10 protein-coding genes and 1 other annotated feature (1 of these 11 running past the window's edge) are annotated in these 16060 nt (G+C 44.0%); of the genes, 7 read left to right on the top strand and 3 right to left on the bottom strand.

Annotated elements, in window-relative coordinates; translation table 11 throughout:
* Positions 1 to 144, top strand: a binding site (T-box leader); it begins 94 nt to the left of the window's first position.
* Positions 145 to 215: 71 nt separating this feature from the next.
* The 4 genes from CYJ37_RS14880 to CYJ37_RS14865 all read left to right on the top strand — a co-directional run bounded on the left by CYJ37_RS14880 (position 216) and on the right by CYJ37_RS14865 (position 9116).
* A complete protein-coding gene (locus tag CYJ37_RS14880) occupies positions 216 to 2858 on the top strand; it encodes a valine--tRNA ligase (protein ID WP_009796069.1) in 2643 nt (880 codons plus the stop codon).
* A gap of 78 nt (positions 2859 to 2936) precedes the next feature.
* The gene (locus tag CYJ37_RS14875) at positions 2937 to 4250 is read left to right on the top strand and encodes a bifunctional folylpolyglutamate synthase/dihydrofolate synthase (protein WP_101550454.1); all 1314 of its coding nucleotides are present in this window, start codon (positions 2937 to 2939) and stop codon (positions 4248 to 4250) included.
* A 118-nt stretch (positions 4251 to 4368) separates the two neighbouring features.
* Positions 4369 to 6093: a sensor domain-containing diguanylate cyclase gene (locus tag CYJ37_RS14870; RefSeq protein WP_009796071.1), complete on the top strand. Its 1725-nt coding sequence runs from the start codon at positions 4369 to 4371 to the stop codon at positions 6091 to 6093.
* A 194-nt stretch (positions 6094 to 6287) separates the two neighbouring features.
* On the top strand, positions 6288 to 9116 hold the full coding sequence (locus CYJ37_RS14865; RefSeq protein ID WP_101550452.1) for a vWA domain-containing protein: 2829 nt from the start codon (positions 6288 to 6290) through the stop codon (positions 9114 to 9116).
* A gap of 52 nt (positions 9117 to 9168) precedes the next feature.
* On the opposite strand, the gene CYJ37_RS14860 is transcribed toward CYJ37_RS14865, so the two are convergent.
* The 3 genes from CYJ37_RS14860 to CYJ37_RS14850 are packed head-to-tail and all read right to left on the bottom strand — an operon-like array spanning position 9169 to position 12254.
* Entirely contained in the window at positions 9169 to 11160 is a 1992-nt protein-coding gene (locus CYJ37_RS14860; RefSeq protein ID WP_101550450.1) for a hypothetical protein, read from the bottom strand.
* Positions 11150 to 11755: a PilW family protein gene (locus CYJ37_RS14855; protein ID WP_101550448.1), complete on the bottom strand. Its 606-nt coding sequence runs from the start codon at positions 11753 to 11755 to the stop codon at positions 11150 to 11152. The genes CYJ37_RS14860 and CYJ37_RS14855 overlap by 11 nt, the downstream gene beginning before the upstream one ends.
* Positions 11739 to 12254 carry a type IV pilus modification PilV family protein gene (locus CYJ37_RS14850; protein WP_101550446.1) on the bottom strand — a complete coding sequence of 172 codons (516 nt, stop codon included), beginning with the start codon at positions 12252 to 12254 and terminating at the stop codon, positions 11739 to 11741. The genes CYJ37_RS14855 and CYJ37_RS14850 overlap by 17 nt, the downstream gene beginning before the upstream one ends.
* A 157-nt stretch (positions 12255 to 12411) precedes the next feature.
* On the opposite strand from CYJ37_RS14850, the gene CYJ37_RS14845 reads away from it, so the two are divergent.
* The 3 genes from CYJ37_RS14845 to CYJ37_RS14835 all read left to right on the top strand — a co-directional run bounded on the left by CYJ37_RS14845 (position 12412) and on the right by CYJ37_RS14835 (position 16038).
* Positions 12412 to 13773, top strand: coding sequence for a hypothetical protein (locus tag CYJ37_RS14845; RefSeq protein WP_142385273.1), 1362 nt, complete (start codon positions 12412 to 12414; stop codon positions 13771 to 13773).
* A gap of 78 nt (positions 13774 to 13851) precedes the next feature.
* Positions 13852 to 14610: a PRC-barrel domain-containing protein gene (locus CYJ37_RS14840; RefSeq protein WP_101550442.1), complete on the top strand. Its 759-nt coding sequence runs from the start codon at positions 13852 to 13854 to the stop codon at positions 14608 to 14610.
* Between the two features lie 21 nt (positions 14611 to 14631).
* Entirely contained in the window at positions 14632 to 16038 is a 1407-nt protein-coding gene (locus CYJ37_RS14835) for a G5 domain-containing protein (RefSeq protein WP_101550440.1), read from the top strand.
* The last annotated feature ends 22 nt before the right edge of the window (positions 16039 to 16060 follow it).

The following is a 16060-nucleotide window of genomic DNA, read 5'->3' as shown; positions in this document are numbered from 1 at the left end:
CGCCCTTGAGCTTCTTTCGCGAACAGAACGTGTTCACAGTAGCGAAAGACGGGAAAACCGTTATCAGATTAAGCGCCTGGCAGGATTGCATTACTTGCCCGGAAAAAAGGTGGTACCGCGAAATCAGCTCCATTCGTCCTTTTATTGACGGATGGAGTTTTTTATTTGTTCAGGTACCCACAACACTAACAGATACAAGGAAGGCAGGGAATACAATGGAGAATAATGAATTGGCGATGCCCACAAAGTATGATCCCCAGAATATTGAAAAGGGACGGTATGAATGGTGGATCGGTAACAAATTTTTTGAAGCGAAGGATGATCAAAGCAAAGAGCCTTATACGATCGTCATCCCGCCGCCGAACGTAACAGGAAGGCTTCACCTCGGCCATGCCTGGGATACCACGCTTCAGGATATCCTTACCCGCATGAAGAGGATGCAGGGCTATGATGTATTATGGCTTCCGGGCATGGACCATGCCGGCATCGCAACACAGGCGAAAGTCGAGCAGAAGCTGAAAAGCGAAGGAAAATCCCGCTACGATCTCGGCCGCGAAGCATTTGTCCAGGAAACATGGAAATGGAAAGAAGAATATGCAGACCATATCCGCCAGCAATGGTCTAAGCTCGGCCTGGGACTTGATTACAGCCGCGAGCGCTTCACAATGGATGAGGGGCTTTCCAAGGCGGTTAATAAAGTTTTTGTCTCTCTTTATAAAAAAGGCCTGATTTACCGCGGCGAATATATCATCAACTGGGATCCAGCCACAAAAACTGCGCTCTCAGATATCGAAGTAATTCACCAGGATGTCCAGGGCGCCTTTTATCATATGAACTACCCGCTTGCAGACGGTTCAGGATCCATTGAGGTCGCCACAACCCGTCCGGAGACCATGCTTGGCGATACAGCTGTAGCGGTTCACCCTGAAGACGAACGCTATCAGCATCTGATAGGGAAAAATGTTGTCCTCCCGATTACCGGCCGTGAAATCCCGATTGTTGCCGATGATTATGTGGATAAGGAATTCGGATCTGGTGCGGTTAAAATCACTCCTGCACATGACCCGAACGATTTTGAAATCGGGAACCGCCACGATCTTCCGCGCATCCTTGTCATGAACGAGGACGGAACCATGAATGAAAATGCCGGCAAATACAACGGCCTCGACCGCTTTGACTGCCGCAAGCAGATCGTGAAGGACCTGCAGGACAGCGGCGTACTTTTCAAAATTGAAGAGCATATGCATTCTGTCGGCCATTCTGAGCGGAGCGGAGCTGTGGTTGAGCCATATTTGTCCACACAATGGTTCGTCAAGATGCAGCCGCTGGCAGACGAAGCGGTAGCACTGCAGCAGAAAGAAGATAAAGTCAACTTCATCCCGGACCGCTTTGAAAACACATATCTCCGCTGGATGGAAAATATCCGCGACTGGTGCATCTCCAGGCAGCTCTGGTGGGGCCACCGCATCCCGGCCTGGTATCACAAGGAAACAGGCGAGGTGTATGTAGATTCCGAGCCTCCGGCTGATGCTGAGAATTGGACCCAGGATAATGATGTTCTTGATACCTGGTTCAGCTCCGCCCTATGGCCATTCTCTACAATGGGCTGGCCGGATGAAGAAAACCCTGATTTCAAGCGCTATTATCCGACAGCAAGCCTTGTAACAGGCTATGACATCATCTTCTTCTGGGTATCCAGAATGATTTTCCAAGGCCTTGAGTTTACAGGAGAGCGCCCATTCAAGGATGTACTCATCCACGGACTGGTAAGAGATGAGCAAGGCAGGAAAATGAGCAAATCACTCGGCAACGGAGTAGATCCTATGGATGTCATTGCCCAGTACGGTGCCGATTCACTCCGCTACTTCCTATCAACTGGAAGCTCGCCTGGACAGGATTTGCGCTTCAGCATGGAAAAGGTAGAAGCAACTTGGAATTTCGCCAATAAAATTTGGAATGCCTCCCGCTTCGCCCTTATGAATATGGCTGGCCTGAAATTTGAAGACATCGATTTAACAGGAGAAAAATCAGTAGCTGATAAATGGATCCTCACAAGGCTGAACGAAACGATTGAAACGGTAACAAGGCTTTCAGACCGCTATGAATTCGGTGAAGTCGGCCGTGTGCTTTATAACTTCATCTGGGACGATTTCTGCGACTGGTATATTGAAATGGCGAAGCTTCCGCTTTATGGGGAAGACGAAGCGGCAAAGAAAACGACCCGTTCGATTCTTGCATATGTACTGGATAATACCATGAGGCTTCTCCACCCGTTCATGCCTTTCATTACAGAAGAAATCTGGCAGAACCTTCCTCACAGCGGTGAATCAATCACGATCGCTGAGTGGCCGAAGGTGAAAGAAGAATACACTGATAAAAAGGCAGCAGGCGATATGAAGCTGCTTGTTGAAATCATCCGTTCTGTCCGGAACAGCCGTGCAGAAGTGAATACACCATTGAGCAAGAAGATCAAGATGATTCTGAAGCCGAATGATGACGATGTTCTTGCTACTCTCACAGCCAATAAAGCTTATATTGAGCGCTTCTGCAATCCGGAAGAGCTTGAGATCAGCCCTGCTGCCGCAACACCTGATAAGGCAATGACAGCAGTCGTTTCCGGAGCTGAGATCATCCTTCCGCTGGAGGGACTCATCAACATCGATGAAGAAATTGCCCGGTTGAAAAAAGAGTGGGATAAGCTGAACAAAGAGGTTGAGCGTGTACAGAAGAAGCTCTCCAATGAAGGCTTTGTTAAAAAAGCGCCTGAAAAGGTCATTGAAGAAGAACGCGCCAAAGAAAAGGACTATACTGAAAAGAGAGCGATTGTAGAAGCTCGCTTAAATGAACTAAAAGGGTAAACCACCCATAACGGAAAAGGCGGATCCAGGAAGGATTCGTCTTTCCGTATGGTTTCCTATGTATGGAGGCAGATACTTATGTTTCAAACGTACGAAGAAGCAATATCCTGGATCCACTCCCGCCTTCGCCTCGGAATCAAGCCAGGGCTAAAGCGGATGGAATGGATGATGGAAAAATTGGGCCATCCCGAGAGAAAGCTCAAGAGTGTACATATCGGAGGAACGAATGGGAAGGGATCAACGGTTGCCTATTTGCGTTCCATCCTTGTGAGTGCCGGATTCAAGACTGGTACCTTCACCTCTCCTTATTTTGAACAATTCAATGAAAGAATCAGCCTGAATGGCCAGCCTGTGAAGGATGAAGAAATCCTCAGGCTTGTTAATTATATTTACCCGCTCAGCGAGGAGCTGGAAAAGACGGAGCTTGGGGCACCGACTGAGTTTGAAGTTATTACTGCAATGGCCTTCCGATATTTTGCCGACGTAAATCCGGTTGATATCGCCCTGTTTGAAGTCGGCCTGGGAGGAAGGTTTGATTCGACCAATATCGTCCATCCGCTTCTGTCCATCATCACCAGCATCGGCCTTGACCACACAGCCATCCTTGGAGACACCTATGAACAGATAGCTTTTGAAAAAGCTGGAATCATCAAAAGCGGTGTCCCTGCCTTGACGGCTGTTTCACAAGAGGGAGCCCTTTCTGTTATTAAAAAAACAGCTAAAGAAAAGAACGCGAAGCTGTACCGGCTTGGCAGCGAAATCGGAATCAGTGATCATCAATCGTCTGACCATGGTGAAAGGTTTACCGTCAGCACGATTTTCCGGGAATATAAGAACCTTGAAATCAGCATGCTGGGATCTCATCAGACAAGGAATGCCGCGCTTGCAGCTGCGGCCGCAGGAATCCTGAACCAGTACTACTCCTTTATGATAGAAGAAAAAGATCTTAGGAAAGGTCTGTCCGAAGCCTATTGGCCAGGCAGGCTTGAACGCCTTTCTGACAATCCTGTCGTTCTCATGGACGGAGCCCATAATGAAGAAGGCATCATGGCTCTTGCAGATGAGCTGTGCAAAAGGTATGATGGCAAAAAAATAGCAGTTGTCTTCGCAGCATTGTCAGACAAGAAGCTGGACAAAATGATCAGAATCCTTGATGGAGCTGCCGATAGAATTACATTTACCCAATTTGATTTCCCCAGGGCGGCGGATGCTGAAATGCTTGCCGGCCTTAGTATATCCAGAAATAAAACGGCCTGTGCCAGCTGGGAAGAGGCCATCAGGACAGAATTGTCGAACCTGCAGTCTGCTGATGTTCTGGTGATTACAGGGTCGCTCTATTTCCTCTCTGCCGCAAAACCATTTCTGAATTCACTGATTGGAAAAAGGTGTTGATGCTTTGGCAGAGCAGCGCATTATTAGAGTGACAAATTTTTGGAAATTTGATACAATAATATTTATTTTGTGACTATTCTACTATATTGTAAATATTTGGGTATTTTGAGGCGGAAGGATGGGGATTATGGTTAAGCAGGGAGCGATAAAATACATATGGATCATCTGGGCGCTGACTGTGCCTGCCGGAGTCTGGCTAACCTATACCCTCTATCCTCCGCAGCCTGCAGCTTTGAACGTCGATGTCCTGGCATTTATGCTGCTTATGTTTTTTGTATCATCCATGCCGATCATCATCAATAACGTGCCCGTGTTTATGCTGCAGTGGGTGGCTTTTGCCGTTTTTTTGACTTTCGGCATCTTTATCGAAATGCTTCTTGTACAGGCTTCAGTCATCTTTCTCCTTCTGAAGCTCCGGCTTCCGAAAAGCCAGTCTTACAGGTTTCCGCTCAATTCATTTATGTTCTTTGTGGTTTCCTTCATAAGCGGGATTTTTTATTATTCCCTTGGCGGAAAGCAGGGAGCCGACCTGATGGAGCACGGCCCTTCCTTATGGCTGTCCATCCTGTATCCGATTGTCTATTATGTTGTGAATCAGCTTGTCCTTTCCCTGATCCTTTTTTTCCTGCATAAGCAGAAAACGAATTTTTTCGGGAAGGATTTTATATGGGAGTCGCTTACATCGATCATGACGCTGCCGGTCGGATTCATGCTCTATATCCTCTATCGTGAAGTGGGGCTATTATCCATCCTGTTTGTAGGCGTACCTTTTGCCAGCCTGTCTATTATCCTGGGACTCTATAATTCCAGCGAAAAGGTGAACGATTATCTGCACAAAGCAGCCGAAATCGGCCATCAGCTTGCTGAGCGCCTCAACAGGAATGAAGTGATGGAGCTTTTTATCGAAAAGCTGATCGGCATGCTGCCGGTAGACTATGCTTATATCCTTGATGTGGTCGATGAGTCTGAGCTCAAGCTTCTTTATCAGGTGGAGGATGGAGAGCGGACCACACCGTCAGCACTCCCGCTGCGCAGAAATGAGGGCATCAGCGGGCTTGTATGGGCTACAGGGAAAGCTGCCCTTTTCAGTACGAAAAAAGAATGGAAGACAGCAGCCAAAGGCTATATGCCGAAGGAGGTCGAAAGCGTCCTCTGCGTTCCCATCGCCCGCTCAAGCAAAGTTGTCGGTGTCCTCCTTCTCGCCTCCCGAAAGAAAAGGGCCTATGAAAAATATCAGCTGATGATTGTGGACATCCTTTGTTCCCACTTCGCAGTCGCCATTGAAAACGCAAGGAACTATGAAAGAACAAAGGAAAACAGCGAACGCTGTGCATTGACGAAGCTGTATAATTACCGCTATTTTGACGTGCTTCTTGGAGAAGAGTTCATAAGGATGGAATCTGGAAAACGGAGCGTCCTTTCGCTCATCATCCTGGATATCGATCACTTTAAAAGCGTAAACGATACTTTTGGGCACCAGAGCGGGAATGAGATCCTGATCGAACTGGCAGAAAGGCTATCCTTGCTCACAGAGCCATACGGAACTGTAGCGCGATATGGCGGAGAGGAGTTTGTTGTCCTGCTTCCTGACGCGGAAAAGCAGGAGGCTCTTGAGCTTGCCGAAGTCATCCGCCTTGCCATCGCCACCCAGCCTTTTACCATCACCCAGCATATGGACGGCGACGGCTCCAGGCTCTCAGTCAGCATCACTGCCTCTATTGGCGTCGCCTCTGCACCAGTGGATGCAGATGATCCGCTCGCCCTTATCCGCCATGCCGACCGCGCTTTGTATGTAGGCGCGAAAAGAGCAGGGAGGAATCGGGTGGCGGAGTATGTGAAATAGGAAAATCCCCTGTTGGGGATTTTTTTATTTTGTTGTTTTCTGGCAGTTCCTGTTATGAAGAATCAAACTGCAAAATATGATAAATTCCGCAAGATAAAGCTTTGGAATCTATAGGTAAATTGGTATAATAATAGTAAAAATGACACAGTTGACATCTGAGAGTTTTATATAGAGGAAAATGAGAAAGGGGGAACATGATGAGGAAGTATAGCAGAGCTATATCTGCCATCCTGATGCTGCAGCTGCTGATCCTTATGCTTTCCTATACAGGAAAGGATATATTGGCAGCAGAAGAAGCGGGGGTGGATTTTAGCGCAAAGGCATCGCAATCTGTCATCGTTAAACCGCAGAACAGCAATGCTGAGGGAAGCATCGACTTCCACCTGACGCCAAAAGGCAAAGCCACTAACGCAAACCGCGACCCGATTGATGTAGTGTTTGTGTTTGATAAATCCGGCTCGATGAATGACTCAGGCAGGAATCCGCAAAAGTTTCAGAGTGCCAAAGATGCCATGACGGCAGCTGTGAACTTTTTTAAGGAAAATGCAGGGCCAAATGACCGGTTTGGCTTTGTGCCGTTCGATGATGATGTTGAAACAGGGAAGGTTGTTAACTTTGCTCCAGAAAATAATATGGCCAGCCTCAACCTGATCAACTCCAATTCAAATAGCCTATCGGCACTTGGAGGAACAAACTATACGCAATCTCTGGACGCTGCTCTAGGCATGTTTGGTAATAGCACTAATAATAAATATGTATTGTTTATGACGGATGGTGAGCCGACGTTTTCAAAAGTCATTGAAAGAACTACCTATAATGAGAGAGCTTGCTTTATAGTTTGCTGGGATACAGGAAAAAAAATCACTGGGAATGTAGTAATGAATTATGAGGTTTATAATCAAGGGTTTTCTGTTTATCATAAGACTAACGGACACACATACAAACAGGATATTAATCTTGATGAAACAAAATCAGCTATAAAAAAGCACGGATTAAGCATGGCTCAAAAACTTGCCATGAAGGATATCAAACTTTTTTCAATCGGATTCGGCAGCAACACAGAACTTGATATGGGCTACTTGCGAGAATTGTCCTCTACTACCGGGGTAACTGCACGGCAGGCCACTCAGGAAAATATCTCATCTATTTTCCGTGATATATCTGCTGATATGGATACACCATCAATAAGCGGGGAGATAAAGGTAGATTTGAAGAAATACAGCAGTAAGGTAAGTTTGATTGAAGGCACCGGAGCAAGAATTGATGAAAACGGCTTCGCCAGCATCAAGTTCAATCTCCCTTATCCAATAAACCAGAATGCATCACAGCCTATAGATTTAAACCTTCCGCTAAGTTTTAAAGATCTGGGTATTTATACTTTTGATAATATCAGCATGGTTTATACAGATTTAAACGGGCGTAAAATAACAAAGCCTCACAGTCCGGTTACAATTGAGGTTAAAGAGGATGCGCCTCCTGGCTTCAGGGGCACAATGAATTTAAACGGAACCATCAACACTCCTGATAACCTTATTAAGATTAGCGGGTCAGCGGAACAAACGAATGAGTTTGAGGTGCAGTACACGATCAATCCGTTTGGCCTAGTGAATAATACGGTGAAGGGTTCTTTGACCGATCTGAAGATCGTTCAGCCGCTTCCTAAAGGTCTCTCACTGGTAAGTTCCCCTGGAGCGGAAAAATCGGAGGGTAAAGATGAAGTCATCTTAACGTTGGGCAAAACGATTAGCTACAGTAACGGACGCTTCAATCCGGAACAGGTGACAGCATCTTTCAAGGTGAAGGGTGAGTGGGCACTCAGCAATGTTAAAATGCCTGCTGCTAAATTATATTATAAGGACAGTCGTTTCGGAAAAGAGTACGAAACAACAATCGCGGCCTCCAGCCAGGTCATCAATATGAAAGTTAGGCTGAAGGACACGACAAAGCAGCAGGCATATGATGGTGATGCAGCAGGCATCATCAGTAAAATCGATCTTAGCGACAATGGGAAAAAGCTGGCGCAGACAGGGTTCCCAAATGATCAGGGGCTGCTTAATCAGCCGATCATGGATATGCGTTTTACTGATAACAATAAAGCAATTGAAGTCTTCTACAGTGATGGGAGCAAGGCTACAATTTATCTGGTCCTTGATTATGAAATGAAAGGTGCAGACACGGGTAAATTATATAACAGCAGCGAAAAGGCAAATGAACATGTCAATGTAAAACTGACAAAGCTGGTGGCAGGCCTAGGCGTTAAATATTATTACAAGGTCATAAACGAAAAAGGCTCAACTGAATGGAAGGAGTTCTCACCAGATGAAGATATTCTTCTGACTGAGCCTGGGGAAAACACCATAAAGATTAAAGCGATTGGTGGGTTCTCTGCTACTGATCAGCCAGTTACAAAATCACTTACAATTGAGAAAAGAATAGAATCAATCAGCGTTTCACCAGATCCAATTGAAGTGGAAATAGATAAAACAGCAGCATACAAAATAGAAATCCTGCCAGTGGATGCAACCAATAAGGATTTGGAGATTATCATAGCTGATACCGAAATTGCAAGCCTGGTTGGAGAAAATTCTGTATATGGACATAAAAAGGGTGAAACTGAACTAATTGTCAAAACGACTGATGGCTCAAAGCTTGAAAAAAGGGTCAAAATCATCGTTAAAGATCCATATATTGCCCTTCAAGAAATTAAGTTCAAAAAAGCAGTCTATAAGCTGGAAATCAATAAGAAAGTCAATATTGAATCACTATTGATATTCAATCCAGAGAAGGCTACAAAGAAGAAAATCACTGAGGTCTTCACGGCCGATGCGAAGAATGGCAGTGTTAGAGTTATACAGGATGGAGACGATTTCTATCTGGAAGCAGAAGGTATCGGCTATACGACCGTAACAGCTGTTGCCGAAGAACAACGGGATAAATCCAAGCCAAAAGCTTCGGCTTTATTTGAAGTAGTCAATCCGGATGGATCTGGAAATGACGGTACAGGCAGCGGAGGCAGATGGTAAATAATTTGATGAATTAAAAGAAAAGGTGCTGCAGCAAGTGCAGCACCTTTCTTTATTCTACCAGCAGTTCATCAGAGAAAATTTGCAGCTGTTCAGCGAGCGGCAATAATTCAATCCTTTTTAGAAGAACATCCTGGTCGTATTTTACAACAAATCTGGAGAACTTCCCTTCCTGTGTTAAGGTTGGCAGGTTATTTATGTTTGAGCCAACTTCTCCCCGTATGGCATTGATTGTCAAATTCTCCTTGGCAAAAATCCCGCCGTTTATATAAAACAGTGATCCTACTCCGTAAAGCACGGCATTCTCTTCGGTATAGAAAAACCCTTTAAGCGGCTTGATTTTTGAATCATTTTCTGGAAGATATGGTTTCTTATCTTCATCTGTTTCATCATAATTATTAAATTCATCGATTCTTGTAATCATTAAATCGTTTTTGGCCATCAAGATGATTTGCTGTTCCTCTCCATCTTTGGATAAACCTAATATATTGGCATTGGAAATGGACGCTTTGCCGCCTGCATAAACAACGGAATCAAATTTCACGGCGTCGTCCTCCTGGCCGGCATCAGAGTTTTCCCCTTTGACAGTGAACCCATTGGCAGCAATAATATTTTCACTGATTTCTATAGAAGTATTGGAAGGCTGGATGGTCAGGCTTTCACCTGTCAGTATATCGCCTTTTGCTTTTAATTTGGCGCCTTCATGAGACTCGGCCATTATCGAATCTGCAGATATAACTTGCTTCTCCAAATCAAGTTTCCCGTTTAAGTTTAAAATGTAGGTTTTACCTGTTACATATACATTTTCCATCAGCGTCAGATTTTGATAGCTGGTAAGGTACAGATCACCTTCTACAATCAATTTACCCCCGAATGTAATTGGATTCTGGGTGCTCATGACGACAAGATTTCCATAAATCTTAAAATCGTCAGAAATATAAAGTCCCTGTTCACTGCTGTCTATGATATAACTTCCTGCCGTAGGAGTTATATTTTCTCCAAGAGTTGATAAAGGGCTGCTTTGCCCTTCAATCACTTTTACAAAGCCATCCTCCGTAATTTCATAAGCCCTTACCGGCAAGGCGGAAATCTCGCTCCTGAGTTTTTCTTTAAAGCTGATTCCTTCATCAGCGACGGATGGACTGATTTCTGTATCCTTCAGCATGTCCCGCAGACTTTGCCTGAAGGTTTTATCGTAATCAATATTGAAAAACTGGCTGTCATGCTTTAATGGAGGGATGTCCCCTTTGTAGAAATTATCTTCATCTTTAACAATGTCGAGCAGATGGGATGAACTGCTGTACAAGTCCCCCATCAGGGAAGGCATTGGTGTTCCATGAGTTTTCTCTGTGCCCCCGTCAACTTCGTAGTGAGCGTCCTCGTCGATATACAGCCTATTCGCATAAGTATTACCAACGATGTTAGGGGAGCCATTTAAGAATAAGCCGGAGTCCTCTTCATCCGACTCTGAGCCGACCGCATACTTTAAAAAGCTTGGCAGCGGTGACAGAATGATCCGCTTTTTGATGGTACGGGAGATTTCGCCTTCTGTTTCCTGAGGGTTATTAGTCACTAAAACTAAATCAAGTACCCTGGTAAAATCAGCTTCTGTTTCAATTGCATAGTCCGCGTGATCGAAAGAGAGCTGTTTTCCGCAGGAAACGGCAGGATCGATCGGAACTTCTGAACCTTCGCTGATATCTATAATATTGAGACACTCAAGCTGAGCTGCGTTCTCAGCCCTGCTTTCTTCAAGCACATCTTCTAAGATACTGTGCAGCCGGGTATTATAGCCGCTTTCCACTTTCTTTTGGTCATAATTCATATAATCTTCCAAATCTAAAGCTGACAGAGAGTGGGAGAGATCAGCAGTCATATTCTCGAGCACCTTTATGCTGCTGTAAGTCAGGTCGATGTCCGATTCCCTCGTCTCTGTCCTTTTTGCACCTCCAATGGCAGAAGCAATGATGCTCAATCCCAGAATAGTAAAGATAAGGGAGATGAGCAGAACAGTAATTAAAGCATTTCCTTGTTCATTCTTCATCAGGCGGCCCTCCTGCAGAAAAACCAAATTTGCTGTGAAGGTCTAAAGCTTCTTCTAGCCGATGATTATCCAGGCTGTAGTCAAGGCTGATCATGCCTTTACCGCATGCAGCCTCAGCGGCCTTACTAGCACAGTTATAAACAAGCTTTGAGTCCTTAAAGTCAGATTCGACTTCAAGCGGTTTCCCATCGATTTCGAAAACCCGCACTGTTCCATCTTCTGTAGCCTTTTCTGTCAATTCAATTCTAACTGAGGTCTCAGAAGTATTCTTCTTATTGCGGTAAACGCCATAAAATGTTGCTTCACTGCTGTTATTTTCAACTTTATCTACTCCAGTGAACGTTGAATTGACCAGTTCGATACAATCATCTCCACAGCTTTTTACATAATCAAAGGGATAAGAGTAAAAAGCATTCATAATCATTGTGGAGGTGTAGTCTGCATCATCCCGCAGCTGCCCTTCTACCTGGATTTTGTTATAAAGCTTAATGCCCGAAGTAAAAACGCCGTAGATGACCGGCAATACGATAGCTGTAATCGCAAGAACTGCGAGCAGTTCATATAAGGTAAAACCCTTGTTATCGAAGATCTTCACTTTTTATGGCTCCTTCAATTTTTACTGGAGTTTCACTGCCTTCCCATTCTACAGTTGCTTTAAGCGGTATGGAGGAGGCGTCAATTTCCGGAACATGTCCCTCTGGCATCGCAATTGTAACCTCGTATTCTACATTATTGATTACTATAGGTGTGGAGGTGCAGCTTTGAACACCCTCAGCCTCAGCCGAATGAAGGCTGCTTCCATCCTTCCATGCCCCTCTGTAGCTCTCATCGCAGATTGTTATTTTCATTTCCTCAGCAGGGTCATCAGTGAATTTTTTCCTGATTTCTATAAAACTCTCATTTTCTATGTACATTAAAGCATTTCTCGCTACATTGATCCCTGCAGTTTTGTTTTGGCTGCCGCTGGTATAGCTGTATGCCTGTGTGAAAAATTTCATTGAGCCTAAAAGAATGATACTTAAGATTGTCAGGGAAAGGAGGACTTCAACAAGAGTTAGTCCTTTCGAACTACTTAGAATTTTTTTAAGTTTCATTAAGACCCTTCTTTCATTCTTTCTTCTTATATTATACAATATTTTATAGCTATATTTGTCTTAATAGGTCGAAAAAGACAAGTGAAATATATAAGGAGAATAAAAAGAGAAAAGATTTATAGGACTATATTACTTGCTGCTGGAAGGAGAAGTGTTTTTGAGCACATACATTTTTGCGTTGATTTCTCTATTGCTGCTCATCCCGATTGTTTATTTCTTGCCTCTGGGCATGACATTAAAAGGCAAAATGATCACTATTGCAGCTTCCCTGCTGTTTGCCTTAATGGGCGTTGCTGCACAAGCAAGCTTTCTTTGGTGGCAGATTATACTGCTTATGATTGCTTTAGTGCTTGCTGCTGCATATTTTATGGGAAGCAGGATGCCTAATGCCTTGTTTTCTGCGGATTCTGCTGCAGAAACAGCAGAAGATTCTTTTGCAGGCTTCAGTTATCCTCATGAAGAGTCAACTGCTTTGCCGTCTGAGCTTGATCTGGAAACATCTCCAGAAGAGGAAGCAGTCGTACAAGCTGCGCCAGAGTATCAAATTGAAACCGAACCGGTTATGGAAGAAGCGGGCGAAACGAATGAATCTGCAGATTTCAGCGTCGGATTGGAAGAAGAAGAGCTGGAAGATTTATTTTCAGGAAGAAACACTGAATCTGCTGAGGAATTAGTGGAACTTTCTGCATCAGCCGACATCAGCTCTGAAGAAGATAGAGAGTTAGCATTATTTGAATTAGACTTGCAGGATGATGAGGAAATAGAACCTCTTCTCGAGTTCAGCTTATCAGGGGCTGAAAATGAAGAAAGGAAAGAGACCAGGATAGGGGAATCTGATCTTCCTGTTCCGGAATATATGGCAGACTTAGAAAAGCTGATGCTTGAAGAGACGGATTTGCCAGGAGAAAATGACAGGGGAGAAATAAATGATATTCCATTTGTGCAGCAAGAAGAAACACCTGTTATAGAAGAATCTGTTATTCCGGTTGGCGCAGGAGATACTATTGAAGAGATTTATGAGATAAACAGACAAGCTGAGGCAGAATTACTTTTTGAGACAGAAGATTATTCCGATGAAATTGCCATTCAAAATGACGAAGACCTTCCCCAAGAAGATAACGGCCCTGCATTAACCGATATCGATAAACTGGACTCAGCCCTGGAAAACAGTGATTCTCCCTATGACAATTTTGAACCCGAGGAAATGAACAATAGAGACACAAATGAACAGGCAATGCTGCAGCATCAGCTTCTTCACAATCTGCTTGCCCAATTGCAAGCAGCCAAAAGAGTCCTTGGACAGAGTCAATATGAAGAGATGGTAAAGAGCTCTTTAAGCCCAAGCCTCCCGCTTTCTGATTATTATACATTTGCAAGTCTCCTTATAAAACACTATGCAGCCACAAAAGAGTATCAAAAGCTTCAGCTGCTGCTAGGTGATTTGGAAACCAAATATAACGATTTTCCTGTAATTTTACAAGAAATCCATTTTTTACAAGAAATATATTTGTCGAAATAGAGTGTTGCTTGAGGGAAAAAGTTGTAATATAACTGTTATGAATGTAACGAATTTAAAATATAGGTGTGGTGACATAAATTGAAGACGAGTTTACAAATTACGGGTCTCCCGATTATCAGTATTTCAGATGGACAGCAAGTAGGAAAAGTAAAATCTTTAGTAATTAATCCTGAAAAAGGCTCAATTGATTTCCTGACCATTGAGCATGAAGATTGGCAAGTGAGCGTCAAAGCCATTCCCTTTAAAAAGGTGGTCGGTATTGGTGAATATGCTGTAACGGTAGAAAGTGATAATGCTGTTATAGACCTGAATGAAATTCCGATTGCCAATCAGCTTGTAAACAAGAAAATCAGGATTACCAATACAAAGGTCATGACTCGAAAAGGGGAATTGATTGGCGAAATATCCGAATTTTATGTGGATGATGAGACAGGCAATATCCTTGGAATGGACATTAAAAGCGGCGGCAGCGAACAAATCCTGCGTTCTGATTTTGTATTAACATATGGCAAGGACATCGTTATTGTAAAAGAAGATGCTGCTGATGGCTTTTTAACTGATGCAGCCCTTCTTGATCCGAACCAGTCTGCGCATGAAAATAATAACGAGGCAGCCACTGAAGCTGGCAGCAGTGTCGAGAGCGATGAAGAAATCCAGCTTCTAAAGGAAAAGCAGGTTGAACTTCTTTCTGGCAAAGCTGTATTAAAAGATATATATGGTATGAATGGCGAAGTGATCATAAGCCAGGGAACGATCCTGACAAGGGAAATTATCAATAAGGCTCAAGAGGAAGGTCCCAATATAGTCGTTGAATTGTCCATGAATGTCGAAGCCTAATGCAAGGGGGGACATCTTGCTATGAAATCTCAACAAATAGTAAAGCTTTCAATTGTTCTGATTCTATGCACGGCTTATATTTTCTCGTTTTCTAAATTCGGTGCTATGGCATTCAATAATGCTGTGAATCCAAGTAAAACATTTGGTGAAAACACTATTATTGCCAATACAGATATATCAGGGCTTGACCAGTCTGGTGCACTTGAAAAGCTGGCTGGCACTACCGCCGATTGGAGCAGGGGCACGAAGCTGGTCCTAAAATACAAAGAGAAAGCGGCCACTCTGCCCTCAGATCTCTTTACTTTCGATTTGGAGCAATCGATCGGCTCAGCAGTATCAGGAGGAGAAAATCTTCTGATTGCCAATATCGAGGAAGCAGATATAAAGAATACTTTGGCTGGTATATCCCCGGATCTGGCATCTGAAAGCTTTGAGTTTTCCAGGTTCAAGTCAGACCTTTTATTGTACCCGTCAGCGCTTCAGTCTGGTGAGCATGCCATTAAACTTGAAAACTATCTCCCGCTTCAGGAAGATGCTGTAACACTGTCTGAGGTAGTATTAAAGGATGAACAAACAGCAAAGGATCTGGCTGACTGGGCCAAAAGATTCCCGAAGATAGAGATTCTTCCGCAATCAACCTTTTCCCTGCTGGAACTTTTGGAAGAAAACAATGTCACATACAATGAGCAATCTCTTGGAGCTGTAGCAAGCACTATTTACAAGGCTGTTATTCCGACCAATTTTACATTTGCAGAGCGCCATATCGGAAGAAACCTTCCGGGTTATGCAGAAGCCGGCTTTGAAGCTAAGGTAAGCAAAGATAAAAATATGGATCTGATCATAGCCAACCCTAATGATCAAAAATATACTCTTGAGTTTTCCTATCAAGACAGCCTTTTTTATACGGCGCTTAAAGGGCGGAGCCTTATCTATTCCTATAAAATTCAACTGAAGGATAAGGAAGCGTTTAAGCCCAAGACAGTCGTCCAATTTGATGCAAAGCTCAGGTTTGGTGAACAAAGGACAGCTGTTGAGGGGTTGGACGGGATGCTGATCAAGGTCTACCGGGATACAGTAGACCGCGATGGGAGCATCATTAAAACAGAAGCCATTTCAGAAGATTTTTATCCGCCGGTGCATACAGTCATTATTCATAGTTTGACAGTTAAGGAGTCTGCTAACTTGAATAATGGAGGCAGCGTACAGGAAAACAGCGGACAAACAGCAGGAAGTCTTCCCGAAGAGCAGAACGGCACAGCTGGAGATCCAGAAGATTCTTCGGAAAATGCCGAGTCCGGTGAAGAAAACTCCGGTTCTCAGAGCGGGGAAGAGCCCTCTGGCTCTCAAAGCGGTGAAGAGTCCAGCCAGTCTGGGCAAGAAAAAGAAGATGATGGCCTTTGGGGAAAGCCGAATGAAGCTGCCAAATAATATGAAGAAAAAGCAGGGATAT

Origin of the sequence: Bacillus sp. UMB0728, assembly GCF_002858875.1 — a bacterium.
Classification (GTDB): Bacteria; Bacillota; Bacilli; order Bacillales; family Cytobacillaceae; genus Bacillus_AB; species Bacillus_AB infantis.
This window is presented reverse-complemented; position numbering and strand designations above follow the sequence as displayed.

What these genes read in the sequence shown, in the direction of transcription:
- CYJ37_RS14880 (WP_009796069.1), top strand. Translation starts at nt 216, where the DNA reads ATGGAGAATAATGAATTGGCGATGCCCACAAAGTATGATCCCCAGAAT.
- CYJ37_RS14860 (WP_101550450.1), bottom strand. Translation starts at nt 11,160, where the DNA reads ATGAAGAATGAACAAGGAAATGCTTTAATTACTGTTCTGCTCATCTCC.
- CYJ37_RS14835 (WP_101550440.1), top strand. Translation starts at nt 14,632, where the DNA reads ATGAAATCTCAACAAATAGTAAAGCTTTCAATTGTTCTGATTCTATGC.
- CYJ37_RS14850 (WP_101550446.1), bottom strand. Translation starts at nt 12,254, where the DNA reads ATGAAACTTAAAAAAATTCTAAGTAGTTCGAAAGGACTAACTCTTGTT.
- CYJ37_RS14875 (WP_101550454.1), top strand. Translation starts at nt 2,937, where the DNA reads ATGTTTCAAACGTACGAAGAAGCAATATCCTGGATCCACTCCCGCCTT.
- CYJ37_RS14870 (WP_009796071.1), top strand. Translation starts at nt 4,369, where the DNA reads ATGGGGATTATGGTTAAGCAGGGAGCGATAAAATACATATGGATCATC.
- CYJ37_RS14865 (WP_101550452.1), top strand. Translation starts at nt 6,288, where the DNA reads ATGATGAGGAAGTATAGCAGAGCTATATCTGCCATCCTGATGCTGCAG.